Source organism: Limimonas halophila (assembly GCF_900100655.1).
GTDB classification, from domain to species: domain Bacteria; phylum Pseudomonadota; class Alphaproteobacteria; order Kiloniellales; family Rhodovibrionaceae; genus Limimonas; species Limimonas halophila.
This window is the reverse complement of record NZ_FNCE01000002.1, coordinates 374,078-397,127: the sequence shown is the minus strand read 5'-3', so window position 1 is coordinate 397,127 and position 23,050 is coordinate 374,078. Positions and strand designations below refer to the sequence as shown.

The window sequence follows — 23,050 nt, the reverse complement described above, 5'->3', positions numbered from 1 at the left end:
GCCCCCGGGCACGACCGATGATTCAGCCGCCGTCGGCGTCCTCGAACAGACTCGGCCCGCCGGGCTGCTGGCTTCCGTCCGGCGGCGTTTCGTCGCCGGCTGGCTCCCGGCCCTCGCCCGCGTTGGTGGCGCCATTTGTCGCCGCGCCGTTGGCCGGCGTGCTGACCGGGCCTTCCTCGGCCACGGTCTTGCGCTCCTGGCGGACGAGCAGGATGGAGATGCGGCGGTTGCGGGGATCCGTCGGATCGTCGGGCAGGAGCAGGTTCTGATCGGCCGCGCCCACGACCTGATCGATGCGGTCGGCCGTTATCCCCGCCTCCACGAGGATGCGGCGGGCGGCGTTGGCGCGCTCGCTGGACAGCTCCCAGTTGCTGTAGCCCGTGGCGCCGTCGCCGAAGCTCGTGGCGTCGGTATGGCCCTTGATCACGAGCGGGTTCGACGAGCCCGAGATGTTGTCGGCGATTTCCCGGAGCAGCGTGCGCGTCTTCTCGCGCGGCTCGGCGCTGCCCTGCTCGAACATCGTTTCCTCGATGCGGTCCATGATGCGGATGCGCAGGCCCTGATCCGTGCGCTCCAGCTCGACGTGCTCTTGCAGGTCCTGCAGGTCGGCGGACTGCTGGATGGCTTCCTTGATCTTCAGCTCTGCCTGCTTGAGCTGCTCCGCGCCCTGCTCGCCGCTGCCGCCGCCCTCGTCGCCTTCGCTCTGCGAGCCGCTCGTCGGCGGTGCCGCCGGAACCTGCATGTTCATGCCCACCGGCGCCGTGCGGCTGGTGAGGGCGCCGTCCTTGGCCGCGGTCTGGCCGCTCAGCACGCCGCCGCCCCCGCTGGTGCTGTCGCTGGCGCTGACGGGCGAGAAGTAGTCGGCGATGCCCGAGCGCTGCTCCTCCGTCGTGGCGTTCAGCAGCCACATCAACAGGAAGAAGGCCATCATGGCGGTCACGAAATCCGCATAGGCGACCTTCCAGGCGCCGCCGTGGCCTTCCTCTTCCCCGCCTCGCTTCTTTTTCTTGATGACGATGGGAGGCTGGTTGTCGTCTTTCTCGGCCATCTTGCGATTCCGAAACCGTGCACGCGCGCCCGCGCACTTTAGGGTGTGTGAGCGTTAACATCGCGTTGAGGTGCCCGCCGAAACCGTCAGGAATCGGAGCAGTCGCGCTCGCTGGCGGCGGCGCGGGGTGTGAACCAGAGATAATCAAAGGCGGGGGTTGCCGTCGTCGCCGGTAGGTAGGCGGCGGCGTCGGTCGTGTCCGCGCGGACCTCGCGGAAGGCAACCGTGACGACCCCGGTTTCGCCGCGCTGGCGCAGGTACCAGGGAACGCCCCAGTCCGCCCGCACGTGGCCGCTGCCAGCGATGAGCACGGCGCTGCCGGCGTCGTCCGCCGCGTTCAGCAGGGAATCCGCCAGGGTCGCGTCGCGCAGCCGCTGCATGGCGAGCATGGCATCGATGGCCGAGGCGGGCATCTGCCCGCAGTGCGCGGCTTCCAGGCGCTCGCGGAGACCCGCCGCCGACGGCTCCGGGAGCGGGGTGTCGAGTGCCAGGGACCGCCGCCGTTCAAGATCCAGGGCTGTCAGATCCTTGTGTGCCACAGCTGAGCGCTCCGCGCGGCCGGCGGCGCCCGCGTGCATCGGTAGGCCGTGGGCGAGTGCCGTTTCCGCTATGGGCTGATACAGTCGCCACGCCGGCCAGCCGCTGTCCGACCAGTCGAGGGCGTTGCCGAGCACAGCCGCGCGCGCACTCGGCTCGTGCTGGTAACGGCGAAGCACATCGTCCTGAGTTTGATCGATCATTTCCCAGATGACGGCGGGATGCTGACCTTGCGCCACAAGCGCCCGCAGCATCCACGCCTGCAAACGGTGGTGGTCGGGGTTGGTGTGCGTCTCGCCCAGCAGGACGAAGCGCGCGCCCGCGGTCCGCTCGATCAGCGTGGCCGGGGCGATGCGTTCGCCGGCCGCCACGTCGTGGATCGTGCCGACAAGGGGATGGCCGCGGCCTTGCTCGCTGCGCCATGCTTCCGGCAGCGGCGGCGGATCGCCCGCGCTGGCGGGCGCGGCGCCCACGAGGACGGCGAGGCAGAGCAGGAGGCGGGAGATGCGCGTCATCATCGGCCAACGATGGGCGCCGGGGCGTAGCCCGGCAAGGCGGGAGCGCAGCGCATGACCGACCCCCGCATGGGTGGCCGCTGCCTGGTCGATCAGTTCGTGGCCAACGGCGTCGAGCGCGTCTTCTGCGTGCCCGGGGAGAGCTATCTGGCCGCGCTCGACGCGCTCCACGACACGCCCGCCGTGGACCTCACCGTGGCGCGCCACGAAGGCGGCGCGGCGATGATGGCGGAGGCTCACGGCAAGCTCACCGGCCAGCCGGGCATCTGCTTCGTCACGCGCGGGCCGGGCGCGACGAACGCCGCGAGCGGCGTCCACGTGGCGCAGCAGGATGCCACGCCCCTGATCGTGCTGGTCGGGCAGGTGGCCCGGCGCCAGCGCGACCGCGGCGCGTTCCAGGATCTCGACATCTCGGCGCTTTACGGCGGCATGGCGAAGTGGACCGCCGAGGTCGACGACCCGCACCGCATTCCCGAGCTGTTCGCCCGCGCGGTGGCGACGGCCACCTCGGGCCGGCCCGGGCCCGTCGCGCTGGCGCTGCCGGAGGATGTGCTGACGGCCGCAACCGAGCGTCCGGACGTCCGCGCAACGCCGATGCAGCCCCCTGTGCCCGCGCCGGAAGCGATGACCGCCCTGCGCGAGCGGCTGGCGGCGGCCGAGCGGCCCATCGTGATCGCCGGCGGCCCGCACTGGAGCGAGCGCGCCCGCGCCGGTGCCGAAAAATTCGCGAAGGCCAACGATCTGCCGCTCGCCGTTGCCTTCCGTCGCCAGGACGCGGTGGACAACGACCACCCCTGCTACGCGGGCGAGTTGGGCCTCGCGCCCAATCCCGAACTGGCGCAGCGGGTGCGGGAGTCCGATCTCGTTCTGGCGGTGGGGACGGAGCTGGGCGATGTCACGACCGGCGGCCACGGCCTGATCGAATCGCCCGGGCCGCGGCAGACGCTCATCCACGTCCATCCGGCCGACGCTTGCCTTGGGCGCGTGCATCAGGCCGCGCTGGCGCTTCAGGCCGATCCGGCGTGCTTCTTCGACGCGGCCAATGCACTGGCGCCGATTGCCTCGCCGCCGTGGGCCGGGGCCGCCGAGGCCGCGCACGCCGCCTACCGGGACTGGATTCGGCCGCTGGCGGTGCCGGGCGAGGTGCAGCTCGGCGAGGCGCTGGCATGGCTGGCGGAGCGCCTTCCCGAGGACGCGGTCGTCACCAACGGCGCCGGCAACTATGCGGCCTTCGTGGGGCGCTACATGCGCTTCCGCCGCCACGGCACGCAGCTCGCGCCGACCTCGGGGTCGATGGGCTACGGCCTCCCGGCCGCCATCGCCGCCAAGCTCCACGCGCCGGATCGGCCCGTGATCGCGTTCGCCGGCGACGGCTGCTTCCAGATGACGGCGCAGGAGATGGTGGCCGCCGTCCAGGCGGGCGCGAGCGTGGTCGTGATCGTGGTGAACAACCGGATGCACGGCACCATCCGGATGCACCAGGAAAAGCACTATCCCGGCCGCCCGGTGGCGACCGACCTGCACACCCCGGATTTCGCCGCGCAGGCGCGGGCCCAGGGCGCGCACGCGGAAACGGTTACGGAAACGGGGCAGTTTGCGCCGGCGGTGGAGCGCGCCCTGGCGGCGGACGGCCCCACGCTGATCGAGGTGCGCACGGACCCGGAGGCGATCACGCCCCAGCGCAGCCTGAGCGCCATCCGCGCGGCCGCGCTGGGGCAGAAGGCTGGCGGTTAGCGGCCAGCGGTCAGTAGCTAGCGGTCAGTGGCTGCCTTCGCCACCCTCACCGCCTTCGCCGCCGTCGCCGCCTTCGCCGCCTTCACCGCCTTCGGCGGCGACGGGGCGGCCGCCGACGTAGAGGCCGCTCATGCTCAGCTCGATCTGCGAGACCGTGGCCGACACCTCGCCCGGCTCGGTCGGCGTGCTGTCGGGGCCGGTCGGGCTCGGGAACGCGGCCATGAGGGTCGCGAACTTCTCCAGCAGGCCGTCGAAGGCGTCGGCGTCGCGCCCGCGCAGCTCGCCGGCGGCGGTGCCGATCAGGTCGCGCGCCGTCCAGACGAAGCCGCGCGCGTCCTGGTATTCGGCGCGGTTGACGAGCTGGCGGTCCTGCACCGCAGCGGCGTATTCGGCGTTCGCCTTGCGCAGCAACGCTGTCGCCACGGACATGACGTAGTCCGGGTCCTGCTGCTTGATCGCCGGAATGCCGAGCTTCAGCTCGCTCAGCGCGTGGATGGCGCGGCCCCAGCCGGCGTGGATGGCCTCGGTGCCGGCGCCGTCCTCCATGCGCTCGACCAGTTCCTCGGCGGCGTCCTTCAGGTCGTCCGTGTCGAAGCCGTATTCGTCCAGCTCGTGGCCGATGTGGCCGTCCAGGTGCTCGACGACGTGCCCGGCGTGCGTCTTGGCCTGGTCGATGGCGCCCGCGTCGACGAGCTGCTTCGATACACGCAGGTGGCTCTCGAAGAAGAGGATGCGGTAGAGGTTCTTCTGGTCGTCGGGCAGGGCGGTGCCGCCTTCACCGCCTTCGCCGCCCTCGCCGCCGGCGCTGGCGAGCTGGATGGCGGCGGGCATCTCCCCGGCCGTGGCCGGGCTGCCGGTGTCGGCGGCGGCCGCCTGCGGGCCCGCGCCCGCCGCGAAGGCCGCGGCGCCGAGCCCGACCCAGAGTTTGACGCGGTTGTTGGCCATCGTGTCCTCCCGTGCTTGCTGCGCCCGTCATGGGCGGTCCCGCGAACCGTGCTATTGAGAATGAATTGCATCTGCAATAGAAGATCGCCGGTCAGGCCGCAAAAACGCGCGCAGCGAAGGGGGCAGCGCCGTGATCGTGTGCATCGCCGATGTCTTGTCCGCCGAGCAACTCGCCGAGGTGCGCGAGCTGCTGAGCCGCGGAACCTATGTGGACGGCAAGCAGACCGCCGGCTGGCACGCCCGGCTGGTCAAGGACAACAGCCAGCTCGCCGGCGGCGAGGTCGCCACCCGCGCGAGCGCCATCATCCACAACGCCCTGATGGAAAGCGCGGTGTTCCAGGCGGCGGTGCGCCCCCGCCACCTGCGCAGCATGCTGTTTTCCAGCTACAGTGGCGGGCAGACCTACGGCTCGCACGTGGACGACGCGCTCATGCGCACGGAATCCGGCACGATGCGCTCGGACGTTTCCATGACCGTCTTCCTCAGCGATCCGGCGAGCTACGAGGGCGGTGAGCTGGTGATCGAAGGGCCGGGCGGCGAGCAGACCTACAAGCTCGATGCCGGCTCGGTGATCACCTATCCCTCAACCACGCTGCACCACGTGGCGCCCGTGACCAGCGGCACGCGGGAGGTCGCGGTGTCGTGGGCGCAGAGCCTCGTGCGCGCGCCCGAGCACCGCGAGATCCTGTTCGACCTGGACACGGCGCGGCGCTCGCTTTTCCAGCGCGAGGGCAAATCCGCGGAGTTCGACCAGCTCTCCAAAAGCCACGCCAACCTGCTGCGGATGTGGGCCGAAACCTGACCGTATGTGGGGTCAAACCGGCCTTGACGGCACGCCCTGCGCGTGCTCACCTGCAAATGCAATTCGTTCGCAAGACTGAGGGATCGGCCGCCGTGCTCGTCTGTCTCTGCAACGCGCTTTCCGACAAGCATGTCCGTGCCTGTGCGGGGCAGTGCTCCGTGAGCGAAGTCTACCGCCAGTGCGGTTGTCAGCCCCAGTGCGGCAAGTGCGCCGGTGCCATCCGCGACATCCTGCGCGAGCACCAGCAGCCCGCGAACGCCGGCGGCGCGTTTCTGGAAGGCGCGGCCGCGCATCCCCCGTCCGAGGGGTAGCGCCCACAGCCCAAGTTTCCGCCCTTTTGGCTCAGCCCTCTCCGCTGGAGAGGCCGAACGTCTTGGGGTTCGGCGCCATCCGTGCTACGCCGTGCCTGGAACCACGGTGCACGAACACGCAGCGGTCAGAGGCATCTCCATGAAGGGCGACCAAAAAATCGTCGAATACCTGAACAAGTCGCTGAAGCGCGAGCTCACGGCGATCAATCAGTTCTTTCTGCATTCCCGGATGCTCCACGATTGGGGCGTCTCCAAGTTGGGAACGAAAGAATACAATGAAAGCATCGAGGAGATGAATCACGCCGATCGGCTGATCCAGCGGGTTCTTTTCCTGGAAGGTGTGCCGAACCTTCAGGATCTGGACAAGCTGATGATCGGTGAGAACGTGAAGGAAATCCTCGAACTCGATCTGAAGCTGGAATACAGCGCGCTGCCCGAGCTGCGCGAGGCCATTCCCTACGCCGAGAAGATTGGCGACTTCCCCAGCCGCGATCTCTTCCAGCAGATCCTGCGCGACGAGGAAGAGCACATCGATTATCTGGAAACCCAGCTCGACCTGCTGGAGCGCGTGGGCGTGGAACGCTACACGCAGCTCAATGCGGCCTCGGCGGACCAGGCCGAGTAAGCGCAGCTTTCACCGGACCGGCTACGCGACGTACGGCGCGGCGGGCTTCCAGCTCGCCGCGCCGTTTTTCGTTGCCGCCGCGGCGCACGCCGCCGCCGAAACCGGATGCCTCGGGTCATCATCCACTATTGCGAATGATTTGCAATTGCAGTAAAGACTCCCCCAGCACCGAAGCTGGCAGGGGAGGCGACCGTGACCGGGCTGTTTGCGGATCGGGACGTGAAGACGCTGAGCGCCGGGGCCCAGCTCACCCTCTGGTGCGTGCGCGTGTGGGTGCGCCACATGCACGAACGCGAGCCCGCGATGCCGTGCCTGCGGCGCGGCCTGGACCTCGCCGGCGTTCCGGATGGGCTGGAGGAGATTCACGCCGTGCTGGACCTCATCGGCCGCACGGCAGAGGGCAAGCTGTCGTTCGGCGGCTGCCGCTGCCGCCCGGTGACGGCGGATGAAAGCTGTGTCCTGGCAGCGATCCAGACGGCTCAGGCCGGGGACCGCGTAACGGCCACCCGTTACTTCGGGGCCTGGATGCCGCCGGTGGCGGCCCGCGATGCCGCGCTGCACGCGGCGCGCTTCGGACGGTGTCTGGATGCGGCGGAAATGCCCGTGGGCCTTGCCTGGGACCGCAGCCCGGCCCGACGGCGGCTGCATTGATCTTTGGCCCGTCGAGAGCCTTGCAAGTGAGTTGCAGTTGCACTATCCTGCGAATGGTTCGCAAGGAGGCTGGGCCATGAGCCAGACCACCATGCACGCCCCGGACCGCGCGAATGTGCAGGCGTCCGCGAAGAGCGACGGCCATCGCCGTGGCTGCTGCCGCGCCAGCCTTTTCGTCGCCGCGCGCGAGGTGTGCACCACGAACCGGACGATGTGCTTGGCCGTTGGCGCGATGACGGGGCTGGCGGCGCTTGTGGTGGCGCTGGCAGTCGGCGTGGACGTGATCGGGGCGGTCTGATCCACTCCTGCGCGCTGGCGGGGTTCAAACACCGCGCGCACCGGCTACGCCCTCACCAAAACGTGGATGCGAAGCGCCCGGCCTCCATTGGGCCGGGCGTTTGCGTGTGAGTTGACGTTACCGCTCGCGCGTGGCCGAAAAGCGGATCTTCGGGTTTTCTTCCTGGATGCGGTTCAGGTCGAAGAAGTTGCGCGCCATGTAGACGGGCGCGCCGTCGCGGTCCTCGGCGATGGCCGAACGGTTGCGGTCGATGAAGCGCTGCAGCTCGTCCTCGTCGTCCGCCGTCACCCAGCGGCAGGTGTCGAAGGGCGAGGGCTCGAAGCGCGCCTGCACCTTGTATTCCGTCTCGATGCGCTGGGCGAGCACATCCAGCTGCAACTGCCCCACCACGCCGACGATGTAGCTGGAATCCACCACCGGCCGGAACACCTGCGTCACGCCTTCCTCGGCCAGGTCGGTGAGGGCGCGCTGGAGGTGCTTGGCGCGCATGGGATCGGCCAGGCGCACGCGGCGCAGGATTTCCGGCGCGAAGTTGGGAATGCCGGTGAAGCGCAGGTCGCTGCGCTCGGAAAGCGTGTCGCCCACGCGCAGCGTGCCGTGGTTGGGAATGCCCAGGATGTCGCCGGGCCACGCCTCTTCGGCCAGGTCGCGGTCCTGGGCGAAGAACATGATGGGGTTGTGCACGGCCGTCGTCTTGCCGGTGCGCGGCTGCTTCAGCTTCATGCCGCGCTCGAAGCGGCCGGAGCACAGGCGGAAGTAGGCCACGCGGTCGCGGTGGTTGGGGTCCATGTTCGCCTGGACCTTGAAGACGAAGCCGCTGACCTTCTGGTTGGTCGGCTCCACGGGCGCGGGCTCGGCCGGCTGGGTGCGCGGCGGCGGCGCCATGCGGCCCAGGTTCCACAGCAGCTCCTCGACCCCGAACTCCTTGAGCGCGCTGCCGAAGAAAACGGGCGTCATCGTGCCGGCCCGGAAGGCCTCGGCGTCGAAGGCCGGGCAGGCCTCCTGCACCAGCTCGGCTTCCTCCAGGAACTGCTCGGCCTGATCCGCGGGCAGGCGCTCGGCGATCTCGGCGGGCTCGGCCTGGACGGGCTCGGGGTGCTCGCCGTGGCGTGCGTAGGGCAGGAAGCGCCGGCCGGCGAGGTCGTACATCCCCTGCAGGATGCCGCCCATGCCGACGGGCCAGCTCATGGGCGTGGCGTCGAGGGCCAGCGTTTCCTGGATCTCGTCCAGCAGCTGGAAGGCGTCCTGGCCTTCGCGGTCGATCTTGTTGATGAAGGTGACGATGGGGATGTCGCGCAGGCGGCAGACCTCGAACAGCTTGCGCGTCTGCGTCTCGATGCCGTTGGCGGCGTCCAGCACCATGATGGCCGCATCCACGGCCGTCAGCGTGCGGTAGGTGTCCTCGCTGAAGTCCTCGTGGCCCGGCGTGTCCAGCAGGTTGAAGGCGTGGCCGTCGTAGTCGAAGCGCATGACGGCCGTGGAGACTGAGATGCCGCGCTGCTGCTCGATCGACATCCAGTCCGAGCGCGTGCGCCGGCGCTCGCCGCGCGCCTTCACCTGACCGGCCAGGTGGATCGCGCCGCCCAGCAGCAGCAGCTTCTCGGTGAGCGTGGTCTTGCCGGCGTCCGGGTGGGAGATGATGGCGAAGGTGCGCCGACGCGCGACCTCGCGCTCAAGATCCGACCCGGCGCCGTCGTGCGAAACAGCGGCGTCCAACGGGCGCTCTCCGTCTTTTGGGAGTGTTCGGGCTGTCCCGCATATGGGCCGCCCGGCCGTGCGGCGCAAGAAATTGCCGCCCGCGCCGGGTTGTGTCTAGAGTCCGCGCGGGCGGGTGCTGCGACCGCGCCCCCGCCCCCGCCCCGTTTCCCCGGGACAACCCGTGCCGCCGCGGCCGTCCGCCCGTTTCGGGCGGGGGGCGGCGGTGCCATAGGATCGTAAGCATGACGGACCGAACCGACATCGACGCCGAGGCCATGCGGCAGCGCCTGGAAGAGCGCCGCGACGAGTTGAAGGCGCTCGCGGAAACCAACCAGGAAGCGCGCGACACCGTGGACCTGGACCCGGTGCGCGAGGGGCGCCTGGCGCGCATGGACTCGCTGCAAAAGCAGGCCATGTCCCAGGCAGCGGACCGGCGCCGCAAGCAGGAGCTGCAGCGCGTCGAAGCCGCCCTCCAGCGCATCGAGGAGGGCGACTACGGCTTCTGCGCCACCTGCGACGAACCCATCGGCAAGCGCCGGCTGGAGGTCGATCCGGCCGCGCCGCTGTGCATCCAGTGCGCGGAAAAGGCGGGCAGCTGACCGTGCTTTCGGGATACTGGCACGAATTCACCACGCGGGATTTCGCCGCGGTCGACGCGGATCGCACCGTGGCCGTCTTGCCCGTGGGCGCGATCGAACAGCACGGCCCGCACCTGCCGCTGAACACGGATGCGTGCATCAACGCCGGGATCGTGGCGCGCGCCTTCGACCACGTGCCCGACGACGCCGGGCTGGTGGTGCTGCCGGACCTGCAGGTCGGCGATAGCACGGAGCACACGGCCTTTCCGGGCACCATCTCCGCGCGCCCCGAGACGCTGATCCGGCTGTGGACCGAGATCGGGGAGAGCGTCGCCGCGGCGGGGATCGCCAAGCTGATCCTCTTCAACACCCACGGCGGCCAGCCCCAGGTGGCCGACATCGTGGCGCTCGACCTGCGCAAGCGCTGGGGCATGCTGGTCGCGGCGGCCAATCTCTCCGGCTTCGGGGTGCCGGACGGCGTCTTCGACGACGGCGAACTGAAGCACGGCATCCACGGCGGGGCGCTGGAAACCTCCATCATGCTGCACCTGCGCCCGGATCTCGTGCGCTGGGAGGAGGCGCGGGACTTCACGCCGCTGTCGCGCGAGATGGCCGAGAGCTACCGCTACCTGCGCCCGCACGGGAAGCTGGGCTTCGGCTGGATGGCGCAGGACCTGAACCCGGCCGGCGTGGTCGGCGACGCGACCCGCGCCGATCCCGACACCGGCCGCCGGATCGTCGAACACGTGGCGCAGGGGCTGGCGCAACTCGTCGCGGAAACCGCGCGGTTCCCCCTCAGCCGCTTGCGGGACGGGCCGGGCCCATGAGCGAGGCGGGCGCCAGCCGGATCGATCCCGAAACGGCCTGGCGCCTGCTGCGCGGGCTGCGCGAGCACGGGTGGGATGGCGGCCCGTGCGGGCTCGCGCTGGGGCCGGATGGCGCGGCGGCCGTGACCGGCCCGGACAGCGGCGATGTTCGCGTCGACGGCCAGTTCTGGCACGCGGCTGTCGATATCCATCCCGACGCCGCGCAGCTCTTCGACCTGCATCTGCCGCTGCTGTGCCGGGCTGCCGTCCACGGCGCGGTGACGGTTGGGCAACTGGGCCAGAGCCTCGACGGCCGCATCGCCACCGAGGGCGGCTCGGCGCAGGTCGTCAACGGCGCCGCGAACCTGGATCACCTGCACCGCCTGCGCGCGCTGGCGGACGCGGTGGTCGTGGGCGCTGGCACGGTGTGCGCCGACGACCCGCAGCTCACCACGCGGCGCGTTGCCGGACCCAACGCGGTCCGTGTCGTGCTCGACCCCAAGGGGCGCGTGCCCGCGCATCATGGCCTCTTCCGCGACGGCGCGGCGCCGACCCTGGTGCTCAGCGGCCGCGACGCGGGGCCGGCGGGCGCGGAGACGAAAACGCTGCCGGTCGGCGCCGAGGGGTTCGCCCCGCAAGCCGTGCTCGCCGCGCTGCATGCGCGTGGGCTGCGGCGGGTGTTGGTGGAGGGCGGCGGCGTGACGGTCTCTCGCTTTCTGGCGGCGGGGGCACTGGACCGCCTGCACGTCGGCGTCGCGCCCTTCTTTCTGGGCTCGGGCCACCCCGCGATCAGCCTGCCGCGCATCGACGACCTGAACGAGGCGCTGCGCCCCGGCGCCGTGCGCGTCCACGCCATGCCGCCGGACACGCTGTTCGACTGCGACCTCGTGAGGGAGGTGGGTTAACCGCCCGGCAGCGCCAGCACGTCCAGGTGTCCCACCTCGACCGAGCCGATCCCGGCCGCCAGCAGATCCATGCGGTGCGCCAGCCAGTCATGGATGGCCGCTTCGCGGTCGGGCGCGACGGCGCTCGCGGCCGAGGCCCAGCCGGCGTGCAGGTGCTGTTGCAGCTGCGCGTCGCCGGGGCCCAGGCGCCAGGGACTCGCCGCCGTTTCCACGCCGTAGCCGTGGCGCTCGAACGCGGCGACGGCGGCCTGGGGCGCATGCGGGCCCAGCGCGGGGCCGAAGCCCTTGTCGCGCTGCTGGTGCCGGTTGACCAGGGCGCGCACCTCGCCGTCCAGTTCAGCGACCGGCTCCCAGGCGAGCGTGCCATCCACCGAGAGCGTCAGCAGCGCGGCGGCCCCGCTTGCCGCGCATGCCGCCGCCAGCCGGTCGATCCAGGCCCCGGAGACGAGGTCCAGCAGCGCGGAGGCCGTGACCAGATCGGCGTCCGCCGGGACGGCATCGCGGGCGAGGTCGCGCGCTTCCGTCGCGATGCGGGCGCGAACGCCGTGGCCCTGGGCGAGTCGCCCGTCGTCGGCCAACTCCCAGCCGTGCGCCGCGAGGTGATCCGACACGGCGGCCAGGAGGTCCGCATCCGCGTCCACCAGCCGCCACGCCTGCGATCCGCCCAGGCGCGGGGCCAGGTAGCGCAGGTTGCTGCCCGTTCCGGCCGCCAGATCGATGATCGAAAGCGGCTCGCGGGCGGGCAGGGCGGTTTTCAGCAGGCGCTCCAGCACGGATGCCCTGGCGGCGCTGTCGGCGGGCTCGCGCAGGCGCAGCCACGCGGGGTCGAACGTGCTCATTCGGCGAAACCGCTCATGAGGTCACGCGGCTGAGTTCGTCGGCCAGCTTCGCCGCCGCTTCGGGCCAGGTGACGAGCCGGCCGCGCGCCTTCTTCGCCCCGTCCGCGAGCTGCTGGTAGAGGTGCGGTTCGTCCATCACGCGCGCCAGGGCGTTGTGCAGGTCGGCCACGTCGCCGGGTTCGGCGAGGATGCCCGCGCCGCTGGGCAGGGTGTGTTCCACCGCGCCGCCCGCTGTCGCCACGACGGGCAGGCCGTGCGCCACGGCCTCGGTGATGACCATGCCGTAGCCCTCGTGATGGGAGGGCAGCACGAAGAGGTCCACGTGCTGGTAGAGCGATTCCAGCACGCCCGCGTCCATCTCGCCGTGGAAGCGCACCCGGTCGTCCAGCTGCATGCGCGTGCACAGCCGCCGCAGCCCGGTGGCGTGGCGCGGGTCCTGGGTCTCGCTGCCGACGACGTCGAGCGTCCAGCGCCGGTCCGGCAACCCCGCCAGGGCGTTGAAGAGCACGTCGTGGCCCTTGCGCGGGATGAGGGCGCCGACCGTCAGCAGCCGCATGCCCGGTCCCTCCGAGCCCTCGGCCAGCGGCGCCGGGTCCACGCCGGGCGGGACGACGCCGATGTCCTCGCTGTCCAGGCCGTAGTCCAGCAGACTGTGCGCCGTGAAGGCGCTGGCGGCGATGACGCGCTTGCACTGGGCGAGGGCCGCGCGCTCGCTGCGCTGCAGGCGGTCGCGCGTCGCCGCGCTCAGGCCCGTTTCCGCCGCCAGCGGGTGGTGCACCAGCGCCACCAGCGACAGGCGCTCGCCGTGCTGGCGCGCGAGTTCCGGCAGCGCGCCGAGCGCCAGGCCGTCCACCACCACCAGCGCGCCGTCCGGCATGCCCGCGACCACGTCCTCGGCACCCCGAATGGCGGCCCCGTCGGCGAACGGCCAGCCGGGCGGCAGCTCGTGCACGGCGATGTCCCACCCCTGCGCGCGCAGCTCCCCGACCATGCGGCGGTCGTAGATGAACCCGCCGGTCCGGGTTTCCAGCGCGCCGGGGACGATGATGTGCAGATCGGCCATGCGGTCACGTCCCCGCCGTGAGCGGTCCTTCGTAGGACGCCGAGGCGATGTCGGATTCGTTCAGTGTCACGCGCAGCGCCGTCAGCGCGTGGCCGTCGCCGCCCAGCGCCCCGTCGCGGATGCGCGCGGCCAGGCGGTCGAACACGGCTTTCGCCAGCACCTCGGTCGTGGTGTTGCGGCCGGCGAAGGCGGGCTCGTCGTCCAGGTTGCGGAAGGTCAATCCCCCGACAACGCTTGAGAGCAGTTCACCCGCCGCCGCGATGTCGACGGCCACGCCGTCGGCGTTCAGATCGGGGCGCCAGAGCGTCACGTCCACGACGTAGGTGGCGCCGTGCAGGCGCTGGGCGGGCCCGAAGGCTTCGCCCTGAAAGCTGTGGGCGATCATCATGCGATCGCGCACGGTGACGGCGTACATCGGGGCCTCGCGGGTCGTTCGGGCGCGGCGGTCCGGGGTGTGGCGGGATCAACTCCCGTACACCACCCGGTGACACAGCACGCCGCTCGGCTGCTCGGCGAGCCGCGCCATCGCGGCGGGCAGGTCCGCGAACCGCGTTTCGCCCGTGATAAGTGCATCCAGCGCCGGGTCGTGCAAGAGGGCGATTGCCATTTCAAGCCGTTCACGGTGCGTCCGGCGCGCACGGCGGGCGGGACTGACGCTGCCGACCTGCGAGGAGACGAGCTGCAGGCGCTGGCTGTGAAACGCGCCGCCGAGGCCGGTGGGCACCGGCTCGGTCCCGTACCACGACAGCTCGACGACCGTGGCCTCGAAGCCGGCGGCGTCCAGCGCCGTCTGCAAGCCGGCGGCAGTTCCGCTGGCGTGAAAGATCAGGTCGCGCTTGCCGGGTGTGTCGGCAGGATGACTCAGCGGCACGCCGAGCGCATCGGCTGCCGGTTGCTTCGCCGGGTCGGGGTCGACGAGGGTGACGTCCACGCCCGGCATGGCGCGCAGGAAGGCGGCGCACAGGCAGCCCACGGTGCCGGCCCCAACCACAGCGACGCGGTCGCCCACGCGCGGCGCGCCGTCCCAGAGCGCGTTGACGGCGGTTTCGGCGTTCGCGGCCAGCACCGCGCGCGCGGCGGGCACCTCGGACGGCAACGGCACGACGGCCTCGCCCGGGACGACGTAGGTGTCCTGGTGCGGATGCAGGCAGAAGACGGTCTGCCCGAGTAGGTCGGGTTCCCCGGCCTCCACGACGCCGACGCTGGCGTAGCCGTACTTCACGGGAGCGGGGAAGTCGCCGGCCTGGAAGGGCGCGCGCATGCGCTCATGCTCGCCCTCGGGCACATGACCGCGGAAGACCAGGGTTTCGCTGCCCCGGCTGATGCCGGAATACAGCGCGCGCACGCGAACCTCGCCGGGGCCGGGCTCGCCCACGGTCTCCGACCGAATGGCGCCGGTGCCCGGCTCCGTTACCCAGAACGCGCGCGCCATGCCTGGACTCCTCTCGCTTGGTGCGCCGGGATGGCCGCCGGCCGTGACAGTTTCATCGCAGCCGTCCGCGTCAACTTTTTCGAAGTTCCAAATCCAGTTGGGGCGGACGCGCGTACACACCCTGTGCGGAGGGCATCGGCCCGATCGCGAACCGCTGCAACCCCCTCGTCCCGACACGGGATGCGACCATGACCGGTGCCCTCCGTTTCGTCCTCGGCGACCAGCTTTCCCACGCGGTGGCCAGCCTGCGCGACCTGGACCCGGCGCGCGACCGCGTGCTCATGGCGGAAGTGCTCGGGGAAGCCACCTACGTTCGCCACCATCCCAAGAAGATCGCCTTCGTCTTTTCGGCCATGCGCCACTTCGCGGCGGAACTGGCTGCCAATGGCGTTACCGTCATCTACGTCCGCCTCGACGATCCCGGTAACACCGGCAGCCTCTCCGGGGAGTTGGCGCGCGCCGTCGCCGCCGATCCGCCCGAACGCGTGGTGGTGACCGAGCCCGGCGAATGGCGGCTGTGGGACGCCATGCGCGGTTGGGAAGCTGAGCTCGGCGTTCCCGTCGAGGTCCGCGACGACGACCGCTTCTTCACCACGCCGCGCAGCTTCCGCGCCTGGGCCGAGGGGCGCAAGTCGGTGCGCATGGCGTCCTTCTACCAGCAGATGCGCAAGCGCACCGGTTTCCTCATGGATGCGGCCGGCGCACCGGAAGGCGGCAAGTACAGCTTCGATCCCGACAACCGCGAGCCCATCCCGGGCGAGGTCGCCTCGCCGCCGCGCCACACGGTCGAGCCCGACGCCGTCACGCGCGAGGTGCTCGACCTCGTCGCCGCGCGCTTCGGCCACCACTTCGGCACGCTGGACGGCTTCGACTTCGCCGTCACGGCGGGCGACGCGGAAGCCGCGCTGGAGCACTTCATCCAGCACGCGTTGCCGGGCTTCGGCACCTATCAGGACGCCATGCGCCACGGCGACCCGCTGCTGTTCCATTCGCGGCTGGCGGTCTACATGAACGCCGGGCTGCTCGATCCGCGCCACGTCTGCCGGCGCGCACAGGCGGCCTGGGAATCGGGCCACGCGCCGCTCAACGCCGTCGAGGGCTTCATCCGCCAGATCCTCGGCTGGCGCGAGTTCGTGCGCGGCATCTACTGGTGGCGCATGCCCGCCTACGCCGAGACCAACGCGCTGGACGCGCACCGGCGGCTGCCCGAGTTCTACTGGACGGGCGAGACGGACATGGTGTGCCTGCGCGACGCCATCGGGCAGACCCAGCGCGAAGCCTATGCGCACCATATCCAGCGCCTGATGGTGATGGGCAATTTCGCGCTGCTGGCCGGTGTCGAGCCCGCGCTGGTAAACGAATGGTACCTCGTGGTCTACGCCGACGCCTACGAATGGGTGGAGCTGCCGAACGTGCAGGGCATGACGCTCTTCGCCGACGGCGGCTTCCTGGCGACTAAGCCCTACGCGGCCAGCGGCAAGTACATCGACCGCATGTCGGATTACTGCCGCCACTGCCGCTACGACCCGAAGAAGCAGCTGACGGACGACGCGTGCCCCTTCAACGCGCTCTACTGGCACTTCATCGACCGCAACCAGGCCAGGCTGCGCGGCAACCCGCGCATGGCCTTTCCCGTGAAGACGCTCGACCGCATGGGGCCTGACAAGGTGGCGGCCCTGCGCGAGCATGCCGAGCGCTTCCTGAACGCGCTCACCTACGCGGAGCCCGGAGCATGGTAACGCCCGCGCCCGAGCAGGGCTGTGTCTGGATCACCGGCGCAAGCAGCGGCATCGGCCGCGAGCTTGCCCTGCGCATGGCCGCGCACGGCTGGATCGTCGCCGCCTCCGCGCGGCGCGAACAGGCGTTGGAGGAGCTGCGGCATGACTCTGGGGGCGCCGTTTACCCCTATCCCCTGGACGTCACCGACGGCGAGGCGCAGCGGGCCACGGTGGAGCGCATTGAGGCGGAGCTGGGGCCCATCGCGCTGGCCGTGCTCAACGCCGGGACGCACATCGAAACGCTCGCGACCGACATCCAGCCCGACGTTCACCGCAAGCTGATCGAGCTGAACTACCTGGCGGTGATCGACGGGCTGGCGGCGCTGGTGCCGCGCATGCGCGAGCGCGGGCAGGGCCGCATCGCCGTGGTCGCCTCCGTGGCCGGGTATCGCGGGCTCCCCTCGGCCGCCGGCTACAGCGCCAGCAAGGCCGCGGCCATCGCCGCCACGGAGTCCTACGCCGCGGAGCTGGCCGGAACCGGCGTCAGCCTGCAGGTGGTGAACCCGGGCTTCATCGAAACGCCGCTGACGGCGCGCAACACCTTCCCCATGCCCATGCTGATGCCGGTGGAGAAAGCCGCGGAAAAGCTGGAAAAGGGCCTGCTGTCGCGGCGCTTCGAGATCGTCTTCCCAGCGCTGTTCTGTTGGATCGTCAAGCTTTACCGCTGTCTGCCCTATATCCTCGCCATGCCCATCGCCCGGCGGATGCGGCGATGACCGGGAATACGGATATCATCGGGCGCTACCTGGCGCATTTCGCCCGGCTCACGCCCGAAAATCTGGACGAGCTGGACGCGGTGTGCGCGCCGGACGTGCGCTTCGTCGATCCCTTCAACGACGTCACCGGGATCAACGCCTTCAAGCACGTCCTCGCGGAGATGTTCGAGACGCTCGACGCACCGGCCTTCCGCATCGACGACCGCGCGGACGGGGCGCACGCGAGCTACGTGCGCTGGACCTTCACGGCGCGGCTCAAGGGCGGCAAATCGCTCACGATCGCGGGCATGAGCGAGCTGCACACCGACGCTGACGGTTCGGTTTCCGCGCACATCGACCACTGGGACGCCGCCGGGCAGCTCTACGAAAAGCTGCCGGTGGTGGGCGCGTTCATGCGCTGGCTGCGTCGCCGGGTGGCGGCGTGATCGCTGCGTCCGGCGGCGCGTCCGTGCGGGTGAAGAAGGTTACGGCCGTGCCGAGCGTGACGCCCATCTTGCTGACGGTGGCGCGGTTGAGCAGCACGCCCGCGTCCACCCGGATCATCCAGTCGTCGAAGGTGAGCGCCCAGGTGCGCCCGGCGATGGGCACGCGCAGCCGGTAGCTCAGGTGGACGGCGCCGGCCTCGGTGGTGCGGATGTCCGCCGTGCCCACGACGTCGCCCGCGCTGCCGCGGTAGACCCCGTCGGCCAGCTTTTCCACCACCCAGACGCGCTCGTCCGCGCCCGCGCCCAGGTCGTGAAAGCGTTCGGTCAGGGTGAGCGTTTGCGCGGCGTCGTCCCAGGCGCCGTGCACATCGGCGCGGAAGCGCTGGCGCGGTGTGCCGAAGCGGTCCTGGAACGCGCCCCAGGCGCGCGTCCAGCCGGTGAAGAAGTCCTCCAGCACCAGCCGAGTGGCCGCGGTCGCCGGCGCCGCGCTCATGCGGGCACCTCGCCGGTGTGGTCGAGGGCAAGCTGTTCCAGGTCGATGCGGCCGGTGTCGAACCCGGCCTCGCAGTAGGCCAGGTAGTACCGCCACGTGCGGCGAAAGCGCTCGTCGAAGCCCATCTCGGCGATGCGGGGCCAGGCGCGCTCGAACGCGGCGCGCCAGCGGCGCAGGGTTTCGGCGTAGTGCGCTCCGTAGCGGTGCCGGTCCGCGACCGCGAGTCCCGCGCGCTGCGCCTGCTCGGCGATCACGGCCGGCGCGGGTAGCATGCCGCCGGGGAAGATGGAGCGCTGGATGAAGTCCACACGCCGCCGGTACTGCGGAAACACCGCATCGGCGATGGTGATGGCCTGGAGCACCGCCCGGCCGCCGGCCGCGAGGCGGTCGCGCAGCGTGTGGAAGAAGGTGGGCCACCACGCTTCGCCGACGGCCTCGATCATCTCGATGGAGACGATGCGATCGAAGGTTCCCTCGGTGTCGCGGTAGTCGGTGAGCGTGACTTCGACGCGGTCATCCAGCCCGGCGCTCCGGACCCGCTCGCGCGCGGCCTCGTACTGCGCCTGGGAGATTGTGATCGCGGTGACGTGGCAGCCGATCTCGCCCGCCGCGTAGAGCGCGAAGCCGCCCCAGCCGCAGCCGATTTCCAGCACGCGGTGCTCCGGGCGCAGGTCCGCCAGCTCGGCGATGCGGCGATACTTCTCGCGCTGCGCGACGTCCAGCTCTTCGTCCGCCTGCGTGAAGACGGCGCTGGAGTAGGTCAGGCTGGCATCGAGCCAGGCGCTGTAGAAGGCGTTGCCCAGGTCGTAGTGGGCCGCGATGTTGCGGCGTGAGCCCGCGCGCGTGTTGGGCGTCAGACGGTGCACCAGCCGCGCCGGAAGCTGGACCCACGGGCGCTCCGCCAACGCCGGCGCCAGCGCGTCCTCGTTCGCCGCCGCCAGCGCCAGCAGGGCCGCCAGGTCCTGGCTCTCCACGTCGCCGTCGATGTAGGCGTCGGCGAAGCCCAGCGCGCCGCCCAGGAGCAGGCGGCGCAGGAAGCGAACGCGCTTCACCGTCAGTTCCGCCGACGGGCCGGGCTCGCGGCCCGCGAGCATGTGCGTGCGCCCGTCGGGCAGGGTCAGGCGCAGGCGCCCGCACCGCAGCCGTCGGGCCAGGCGCGGCAGCACGTGCAGCTGCGGCGCCGCCGCGATCCGGGGCAGCAGGCGGAGCTGAGGGCTGTCGTCAACGCTCATCGGCTGGCCTCGTCGCAGGGAGTCCCGGGATCGATCACGGAGACCGGCTCGCTCGGCGGGGCCGGCCGCCGATGGAAACTCGCGCCCTTGCGCCAGATGTGAAGGGCCTGCCAGTGGATCGCCGCCATCACCTTCGCCGTCATGGCGGGGGTGCGCGCCAGCACGCCCAGCAGCGCGCCGTCCGTGAGCGGCCGGCGGCGGCCCGTCTGCGTGGCCACCAGGGTGTCCTCGCCGTCCACCGCGTAGCGGATGGCCAGGCGCAGGCGCTCGCCCGGCTCGTGGACGCGAAAGGCGTAGTGGCCCGCGAGCGGCAGGAAGGGCGAGACGTGGAAACGCTTGGCGCAGCCCTGGCGCAGCGGCTCGCCGGGTGCCGGCTCCCCGGCCGGGATCAGGTAGGTGTGGTGGTCGCCGAAGGTGTTGGCGACGGCGTAGAGCACCGCGCGCAGCCCGCCGTCGCGGTGGTAGCAGAACCACACGGACAGCGGATTGAACACGTAGCCCCACATGCGCGGGAAGCACAGCAGCCGGATGGACCCGCCGTCGAGGTCGATCCCGGCGCGGGCGAGCTGCGCTTCCGCCCAGGGGCGCAGTGGCCCGCCGTCGCGCGGGCCGTGGTCGCGGTCGTGGACCGAGAAGACGTTGAAACGGTTGTGCGAGAACAGCCACAGCCGCCGGCTCAGCGCAGGCAGGTCGTCGATGTCGACGTAGAGCGAGGCCACGCGCGCCGTGAAGCGGTGGCGGAACGGGCGCAGCCGGTTGTGCATGATCCCGCCCGTGTAGAGCGCCGGGGTCGTCATGCTGCCGCTCGCTCCGTCGCTGCCTCGATGCGGTCGCGGGCCGGTGTGGCGTTCGCCGCCGCGGGGCTGACCTCGTTGACGCTGTCCGCCCACGGTGCCGGGCTGCCGAGCGCCCTGGCCACCGCCAGGCCCGATGCCAGGCCGTCCTCGTGGAAGCCGTAGCCGCAGTGCGCGCCGCACAGCCAGGTCCGGTTGCGCCCTTGGATCTCCGGCAATCGACGCTGTGCAGCCACGGCCGCGCCGTCCAGCACGGGATGGTGGTAGGTGGTGCGGGCGAAGACGGTCGCCGGGTCCGGCTCCGTGAGCGGATTGAGGCTGACGAAGATATCCGGGCGGGCGAGGTTCTGCAGGCTGTTCATCCAGTAGGTGACGGACACCTCGCGCTCGACGCCCTGCATCGGCGTGGCCATGTAATTCCAGCTCGACCATACGCGCCGACGCCGCGGCATGAGCGCCGGATCGGCGTGCACGATGGCCGTGTTGCGGGAATAGCGGAAGCCGCCGAGGATTTCGTGCTCGTCGCCGTCCGCGTCCGCGCCGAGCAGCGCCAGCGCCTGATCCGCATGCGTGGCGAAGACGACCTGATCGAAGTGCTCGTCCTGCGCGGCGGCGCTGTCGATGCGCACGCCGCTGGGTGTCCGCCGCACAGCGTGGACTGGGGTGTTCAAACGAACGCCGTCGCCCAGCTCGGTCAGGATGCGGTCGACGTACGCCCGACTGCCCCCGGTGACGGTGCGCCACTGCGGCCGGTCGCGGAATTGCAGCAGGCCGTGGTTGGCCAGAAAGGCGACGAAGCTTGCCGCCGGGAACGCGCGGATCGCCGCCGTGGGCGCCGACCAGATCGCCGCCGCCATCGGCAGCAGGTGGTCCTCGACGAAACCCCGGCTGTACCCCTTGCGGTCGAGGTAGTTGCCCAGCGGCTCGGCGTCGCCGTCCGGCGCGTCGAGCAGGCCGGGCGCCTCACGGTAAAAGCGGACGATGTCCGCGAGCATGCGCCAGTGGCCCGCGCGCAGGAGGTTCGCCGGCTGCGCGAAGAGGCCGCCGAGATGGCCGGCGTATTCGCGGCGCCGTCCGTCCAGGGATACGGCGAAGCTCATGGTGCTCGGCTCGGTCGCCACCCCCAGCGCGTCGAACAGGCGCATCAGGTTGGGGTAGGTGCGCGTGTTGTAGACGATGAAGCCGGTGTCGACGCCGCGCGGCCCATCCGGACCCGGTGCGTCCACGGTGTTCGCGTGCCCCCCGGCGCGGGATTGCGCTTCAAACAATGTGACACGGTGTATGCGGGACAGCGCCCAGGCCGCGCCCAAGCCGCTGATCCCGCTGCCCACGACGGCAATCTGCATGTGGTTCTCTCACAAAGGGCAAACGTTTGGTGAAGATACGTTTTGTGGACGTGGACGGATTACGCACGGCGGTCAAATTTTTTGGGCGCACCGGGTGATCCGGCGAGGGATCGTGCGCGTAAAGTTTGACCAAAGAGCGGGAAGGTGTGTCCGCCGATCGGGTTGTGAGCGGGGCGTGATGCGATCTACAAGGCAGTATGGATCGAACGGGCGCCGAGCCGACAACCTCATTCGCGGACCTCTTGGAAGCCGTGGCGCAGCGCCGCGACAAGCAGGCATTCGCCGCGCTGTTCAGCCATTTCGCGCCGCGGGTGAAAGCGTATCTGCGCCGCATGGGCGCGGACGATTCCCTGGCCGAAGAGCTTGCCCAGGACTGCCTGCTGACGGTGTGGCGGCGGGCGCACCTCTTCGACCGCCGGCAGGCAGGGGTGAGCACCTGGATCTTCACGATCGCGCGCAACAAACGCGTCGACGCGCTGCGCCGCGAGCGCTGGCCCAACGTGGACCCGGACGATCCCAGCTCACTGACGGACAAGAGCGCCAACGCGGACAGCGTTATCGAAGCCGCGCAGCGGGAAGGCCGGCTGCGGGAAGCGGTCGAGACCTTGCCACAGGAACAGGCAACGTTACTTCGTATGGCGTACTTTGACGAAAAGTCGCACAGCGCGATCGCCGCGGAGCTGGAGTTGCCGCTGGGAACCGTCAAGTCCCGGCTCCGCTTGGCCCTGGGGCGATTGAAAACCTGCTTGGAGGACATTCGCTGATGGCGCCGCATGCGCCGCCCGAAGAAATGCTGGTGGACTACGCGGCCGGGAACCTGGCCGAGCCGCTGGCGTTGCTCGTGGCGACCCACGCAAGCTTGAACCGCGAAAGCCGTCGCGAGGTCCAGCTCCTGGAGAGCGTGGGCGGGGCCATGCTCGAAACCCTGCCGCCCGCGGAGATGAGCGACGGCGCGTTGGACTCAGTGCTCGCGCAGATGGACGACACGGATGCCGGCGGCGATGGGGACGGTGCGTCGTCCAGCATGGTCGGCGAGGCCGCGCCGCCGTCCGGCGGTTCGGCGCCCACTCAGGTTCAGAATGACGGCGTGCCGGCGCCCTTGCGGCCCTACGTCGGCTCCGATCTGCATGCGCTTCCCTGGCGCGAGCGCGGCGGCAGCGTGGCGGAATACCGCTTCCTCGACGGCCGAAACGGCTATCGCACGCGGCTCATGCGCATCCGCGCCGGCTGCAAGGTGCCCAGCCACACCCACCGGGGCTGTGAATACACGCTGGTCATCGAGGGCGGCTTCAGTGACACGCAGGGTGACTATTTCCCGGGCGACGTCGCCGTCGCCGACGCGGACGTGACGCACCAGCCCGTGGCGTGGCCGGACCGGGACTGCATCTGCCTGACCGTGTTGGATGCGCCCGTGCGCATGACCGGCCCGATGGGCCGCATTCTCAACCTCTTCGTGGATTTCTGAACCGGAAACCGGCA

26 protein-coding genes are annotated in these 23,050 nt (G+C 70.7%); 14 read left to right on the top strand and 12 right to left on the bottom strand.

All coding sequences use genetic code 11. From position 1 onward, the window contains the following. Nucleotides 1–22: 22 nt before the first annotated feature. Both BLQ43_RS04890 and BLQ43_RS04885 read right to left on the bottom strand, forming a co-directional pair. A complete protein-coding gene (locus BLQ43_RS04890) occupies nucleotides 23–1,048 on the bottom strand; it encodes a flagellar motor protein MotB (RefSeq protein ID WP_090018996.1) in 1,026 nt (341 codons plus the stop codon). 86 nt (nucleotides 1,049–1,134) lie between these two features. Beyond that, complete coding sequence (locus BLQ43_RS04885; RefSeq protein ID WP_176758523.1) at nucleotides 1,135–2,100, bottom strand: ChaN family lipoprotein; 966 nt, start codon at nucleotides 2,098–2,100, stop codon at nucleotides 1,135–1,137. A 54-nt stretch (nucleotides 2,101–2,154) separates the two neighbouring features. Between BLQ43_RS04885 and BLQ43_RS04880 the strand changes: the two genes are divergently transcribed. Next, nucleotides 2,155–3,834 carry a thiamine pyrophosphate-binding protein gene (locus BLQ43_RS04880; RefSeq protein WP_090018994.1) on the top strand — a complete coding sequence of 560 codons (1,680 nt, stop codon included), beginning with the start codon at nucleotides 2,155–2,157 and terminating at the stop codon, nucleotides 3,832–3,834. Between the two features lie 24 nt (nucleotides 3,835–3,858). On the opposite strand, the gene BLQ43_RS04875 is transcribed toward BLQ43_RS04880, so the two are convergent. Continuing rightward, nucleotides 3,859–4,779, bottom strand: a complete 921-nt coding sequence (locus BLQ43_RS04875; protein WP_090018993.1) for a 4-helix bundle domain-containing protein — start codon at nucleotides 4,777–4,779, stop codon at nucleotides 3,859–3,861. A gap of 130 nt (nucleotides 4,780–4,909) precedes the next feature. Between BLQ43_RS04875 and BLQ43_RS04870 the strand changes: the two genes are divergently transcribed. From BLQ43_RS04870 to BLQ43_RS04850, 5 genes are all read left to right on the top strand, one after another. Then, complete coding sequence (locus BLQ43_RS04870; RefSeq protein WP_090018992.1) at nucleotides 4,910–5,581, top strand: Fe2+-dependent dioxygenase; 672 nt, start codon at nucleotides 4,910–4,912, stop codon at nucleotides 5,579–5,581. 158 nt (nucleotides 5,582–5,739) lie between these two features. Continuing rightward, entirely contained in the window at nucleotides 5,740–5,892 is a 153-nt protein-coding gene (locus BLQ43_RS04865) for a (2Fe-2S)-binding protein (RefSeq protein WP_218119121.1), read from the top strand. A gap of 139 nt (nucleotides 5,893–6,031) precedes the next feature. Then, nucleotides 6,032–6,517, top strand: a complete 486-nt coding sequence (bfr, locus tag BLQ43_RS04860) for a bacterioferritin (protein WP_090018990.1) — start codon at nucleotides 6,032–6,034, stop codon at nucleotides 6,515–6,517. Nucleotides 6,518–6,709: 192 nt separating this feature from the next. Continuing rightward, the gene (locus BLQ43_RS04855; protein ID WP_143006160.1) at nucleotides 6,710–7,168 is read left to right on the top strand and encodes a hypothetical protein; all 459 of its coding nucleotides are present in this window, start codon (nucleotides 6,710–6,712) and stop codon (nucleotides 7,166–7,168) included. A gap of 76 nt (nucleotides 7,169–7,244) precedes the next feature. Beyond that, complete coding sequence (locus BLQ43_RS04850; protein WP_090018988.1) at nucleotides 7,245–7,466, top strand: hypothetical protein; 222 nt, start codon at nucleotides 7,245–7,247, stop codon at nucleotides 7,464–7,466. 117 nt (nucleotides 7,467–7,583) lie between these two features. Here BLQ43_RS04850 and BLQ43_RS04845 read toward each other — a convergent pair whose 3' ends face one another. Further along, entirely contained in the window at nucleotides 7,584–9,182 is a 1,599-nt protein-coding gene (locus tag BLQ43_RS04845) for a peptide chain release factor 3 (protein WP_090018987.1), read from the bottom strand. A 224-nt stretch (nucleotides 9,183–9,406) separates the two neighbouring features. Here BLQ43_RS04845 and BLQ43_RS04840 point away from each other — a divergent pair, with 224 nt between their 5' ends. Genes BLQ43_RS04840 through BLQ43_RS04830 form a run of 3 tightly spaced genes read left to right on the top strand, consistent with a single transcriptional unit; the run spans nucleotide 9,407 to nucleotide 11,453 of the window. Beyond that, nucleotides 9,407–9,763: a TraR/DksA family transcriptional regulator gene (locus BLQ43_RS04840; RefSeq protein ID WP_090018986.1), complete on the top strand. Its 357-nt coding sequence runs from the start codon at nucleotides 9,407–9,409 to the stop codon at nucleotides 9,761–9,763. Next, complete coding sequence (locus BLQ43_RS04835) at nucleotides 9,730–10,569, top strand: creatininase family protein (RefSeq protein WP_342670360.1); 840 nt, start codon at nucleotides 9,730–9,732, stop codon at nucleotides 10,567–10,569. The genes BLQ43_RS04840 and BLQ43_RS04835 overlap by 34 nt, the downstream gene beginning before the upstream one ends. Continuing rightward, nucleotides 10,566–11,453, top strand: coding sequence for a RibD family protein (locus BLQ43_RS04830; protein WP_090018985.1), 888 nt, complete (start codon nucleotides 10,566–10,568; stop codon nucleotides 11,451–11,453). Before BLQ43_RS04835 ends, BLQ43_RS04830 begins: the two co-directional genes overlap by 4 nt. Here BLQ43_RS04830 and BLQ43_RS04825 read toward each other — a convergent pair. The 4 genes from BLQ43_RS04825 to BLQ43_RS04810 are packed head-to-tail and all read right to left on the bottom strand — an operon-like array spanning nucleotide 11,450 to nucleotide 14,787. Further along, the gene (locus BLQ43_RS04825) at nucleotides 11,450–12,292 is read right to left on the bottom strand and encodes a hypothetical protein (protein ID WP_090018984.1); all 843 of its coding nucleotides are present in this window, start codon (nucleotides 12,290–12,292) and stop codon (nucleotides 11,450–11,452) included. The genes BLQ43_RS04830 and BLQ43_RS04825 overlap by 4 nt on opposite strands. Before the next feature lie 13 nt (nucleotides 12,293–12,305). Next, the gene (locus BLQ43_RS04820) at nucleotides 12,306–13,355 is read right to left on the bottom strand and encodes a glycosyltransferase family 4 protein (protein ID WP_090018983.1); all 1,050 of its coding nucleotides are present in this window, start codon (nucleotides 13,353–13,355) and stop codon (nucleotides 12,306–12,308) included. A 4-nt stretch (nucleotides 13,356–13,359) separates the two neighbouring features. Then, complete coding sequence (locus BLQ43_RS04815) at nucleotides 13,360–13,770, bottom strand: 6-pyruvoyl trahydropterin synthase family protein (RefSeq protein WP_090018982.1); 411 nt, start codon at nucleotides 13,768–13,770, stop codon at nucleotides 13,360–13,362. A gap of 48 nt (nucleotides 13,771–13,818) precedes the next feature. Next, nucleotides 13,819–14,787, bottom strand: a complete 969-nt coding sequence (locus BLQ43_RS04810; RefSeq protein ID WP_090018981.1) for a zinc-dependent alcohol dehydrogenase — start codon at nucleotides 14,785–14,787, stop codon at nucleotides 13,819–13,821. A gap of 188 nt (nucleotides 14,788–14,975) precedes the next feature. Here BLQ43_RS04810 and BLQ43_RS04805 point away from each other — a divergent pair, with 188 nt between their 5' ends. Genes BLQ43_RS04805 through BLQ43_RS04795 form a run of 3 tightly spaced genes read left to right on the top strand, consistent with a single transcriptional unit; the run spans nucleotide 14,976 to nucleotide 17,706 of the window. Next, on the top strand, nucleotides 14,976–16,526 hold the full coding sequence (locus tag BLQ43_RS04805) for a cryptochrome/photolyase family protein (protein WP_090018980.1): 1,551 nt from the start codon (nucleotides 14,976–14,978) through the stop codon (nucleotides 16,524–16,526). Next, nucleotides 16,520–17,281, top strand: a complete 762-nt coding sequence (locus tag BLQ43_RS04800) for an SDR family NAD(P)-dependent oxidoreductase (RefSeq protein WP_090018979.1) — start codon at nucleotides 16,520–16,522, stop codon at nucleotides 17,279–17,281. Before BLQ43_RS04805 ends, BLQ43_RS04800 begins: the two co-directional genes overlap by 7 nt. Then, on the top strand, nucleotides 17,278–17,706 hold the full coding sequence (locus tag BLQ43_RS04795) for a nuclear transport factor 2 family protein (protein WP_090018978.1): 429 nt from the start codon (nucleotides 17,278–17,280) through the stop codon (nucleotides 17,704–17,706). Before BLQ43_RS04800 ends, BLQ43_RS04795 begins: the two co-directional genes overlap by 4 nt. Here the strand turns inward: BLQ43_RS04795 and BLQ43_RS04790 are convergent. From BLQ43_RS04790 to BLQ43_RS04775, 4 genes are read right to left on the bottom strand one after another with little or no spacing between them, the layout of a single operon-like run. Next, nucleotides 17,672–18,199 carry a DUF3833 family protein gene (locus BLQ43_RS04790; protein WP_090018977.1) on the bottom strand — a complete coding sequence of 176 codons (528 nt, stop codon included), beginning with the start codon at nucleotides 18,197–18,199 and terminating at the stop codon, nucleotides 17,672–17,674. The genes BLQ43_RS04795 and BLQ43_RS04790 overlap by 35 nt on opposite strands. Next, nucleotides 18,196–19,431: an SAM-dependent methyltransferase gene (locus BLQ43_RS04785; RefSeq protein ID WP_090018976.1), complete on the bottom strand. Its 1,236-nt coding sequence runs from the start codon at nucleotides 19,429–19,431 to the stop codon at nucleotides 18,196–18,198. Before BLQ43_RS04785 ends, BLQ43_RS04790 begins: the two co-directional genes overlap by 4 nt. Further along, nucleotides 19,428–20,228 (bottom strand): DUF1365 domain-containing protein, encoded by an 801-nt coding sequence (locus tag BLQ43_RS04780; RefSeq protein WP_090018975.1) that lies wholly within the window; start codon nucleotides 20,226–20,228, stop codon nucleotides 19,428–19,430. Before BLQ43_RS04780 ends, BLQ43_RS04785 begins: the two co-directional genes overlap by 4 nt. Continuing rightward, nucleotides 20,225–21,571: an NAD(P)/FAD-dependent oxidoreductase gene (locus BLQ43_RS04775; RefSeq protein WP_090018974.1), complete on the bottom strand. Its 1,347-nt coding sequence runs from the start codon at nucleotides 21,569–21,571 to the stop codon at nucleotides 20,225–20,227. The genes BLQ43_RS04780 and BLQ43_RS04775 overlap by 4 nt, the downstream gene beginning before the upstream one ends. 197 nt (nucleotides 21,572–21,768) lie before the next feature. On the opposite strand from BLQ43_RS04775, the gene BLQ43_RS04770 reads away from it, so the two are divergent. Further along, nucleotides 21,769–22,335, top strand: coding sequence for a sigma-70 family RNA polymerase sigma factor (locus tag BLQ43_RS04770; RefSeq protein ID WP_090018973.1), 567 nt, complete (start codon nucleotides 21,769–21,771; stop codon nucleotides 22,333–22,335). Beyond that, a complete protein-coding gene (locus BLQ43_RS04765; protein WP_090018972.1) occupies nucleotides 22,335–23,036 on the top strand; it encodes a ChrR family anti-sigma-E factor in 702 nt (233 codons plus the stop codon). Before BLQ43_RS04770 ends, BLQ43_RS04765 begins: the two co-directional genes overlap by 1 nt. The last annotated feature ends 14 nt before the right edge of the window (nucleotides 23,037–23,050 follow it).

Coding starts and splice junctions, on each gene's coding strand:
- BLQ43_RS04890 (WP_090018996.1), bottom strand. CDS start 1,048: ATGGCCGAGAAAGACGACAACCAGCCTCCCATCGTCATCAAGAAAAAG.
- BLQ43_RS04885 (WP_176758523.1), bottom strand. CDS start 2,100: ATGACGCGCATCTCCCGCCTCCTGCTCTGCCTCGCCGTCCTCGTGGGC.
- BLQ43_RS04880 (WP_090018994.1), top strand. CDS start 2,155: ATGACCGACCCCCGCATGGGTGGCCGCTGCCTGGTCGATCAGTTCGTG.
- BLQ43_RS04875 (WP_090018993.1), bottom strand. CDS start 4,779: ATGGCCAACAACCGCGTCAAACTCTGGGTCGGGCTCGGCGCCGCGGCC.
- bfr (WP_090018990.1), top strand. CDS start 6,032: ATGAAGGGCGACCAAAAAATCGTCGAATACCTGAACAAGTCGCTGAAG.
- BLQ43_RS04850 (WP_090018988.1), top strand. CDS start 7,245: ATGAGCCAGACCACCATGCACGCCCCGGACCGCGCGAATGTGCAGGCG.
- BLQ43_RS04840 (WP_090018986.1), top strand. CDS start 9,407: ATGACGGACCGAACCGACATCGACGCCGAGGCCATGCGGCAGCGCCTG.
- BLQ43_RS04830 (WP_090018985.1), top strand. CDS start 10,566: ATGAGCGAGGCGGGCGCCAGCCGGATCGATCCCGAAACGGCCTGGCGC.
- BLQ43_RS04825 (WP_090018984.1), bottom strand. CDS start 12,292: ATGAGCACGTTCGACCCCGCGTGGCTGCGCCTGCGCGAGCCCGCCGAC.
- BLQ43_RS04820 (WP_090018983.1), bottom strand. CDS start 13,355: ATGGCCGATCTGCACATCATCGTCCCCGGCGCGCTGGAAACCCGGACC.
- BLQ43_RS04815 (WP_090018982.1), bottom strand. CDS start 13,770: ATGTACGCCGTCACCGTGCGCGATCGCATGATGATCGCCCACAGCTTT.
- BLQ43_RS04810 (WP_090018981.1), bottom strand. CDS start 14,787: ATGGCGCGCGCGTTCTGGGTAACGGAGCCGGGCACCGGCGCCATTCGG.
- BLQ43_RS04805 (WP_090018980.1), top strand. CDS start 14,976: ATGACCGGTGCCCTCCGTTTCGTCCTCGGCGACCAGCTTTCCCACGCG.
- BLQ43_RS04800 (WP_090018979.1), top strand. CDS start 16,520: ATGGTAACGCCCGCGCCCGAGCAGGGCTGTGTCTGGATCACCGGCGCA.
- BLQ43_RS04795 (WP_090018978.1), top strand. CDS start 17,278: ATGACCGGGAATACGGATATCATCGGGCGCTACCTGGCGCATTTCGCC.
- BLQ43_RS04790 (WP_090018977.1), bottom strand. CDS start 18,199: ATGAGCGCGGCGCCGGCGACCGCGGCCACTCGGCTGGTGCTGGAGGAC.
- BLQ43_RS04785 (WP_090018976.1), bottom strand. CDS start 19,431: ATGAGCGTTGACGACAGCCCTCAGCTCCGCCTGCTGCCCCGGATCGCG.
- BLQ43_RS04780 (WP_090018975.1), bottom strand. CDS start 20,228: ATGACGACCCCGGCGCTCTACACGGGCGGGATCATGCACAACCGGCTG.
- BLQ43_RS04775 (WP_090018974.1), bottom strand. CDS start 21,571: ATGCAGATTGCCGTCGTGGGCAGCGGGATCAGCGGCTTGGGCGCGGCC.
- BLQ43_RS04770 (WP_090018973.1), top strand. CDS start 21,769: ATGGATCGAACGGGCGCCGAGCCGACAACCTCATTCGCGGACCTCTTG.
- BLQ43_RS04765 (WP_090018972.1), top strand. CDS start 22,335: ATGGCGCCGCATGCGCCGCCCGAAGAAATGCTGGTGGACTACGCGGCC.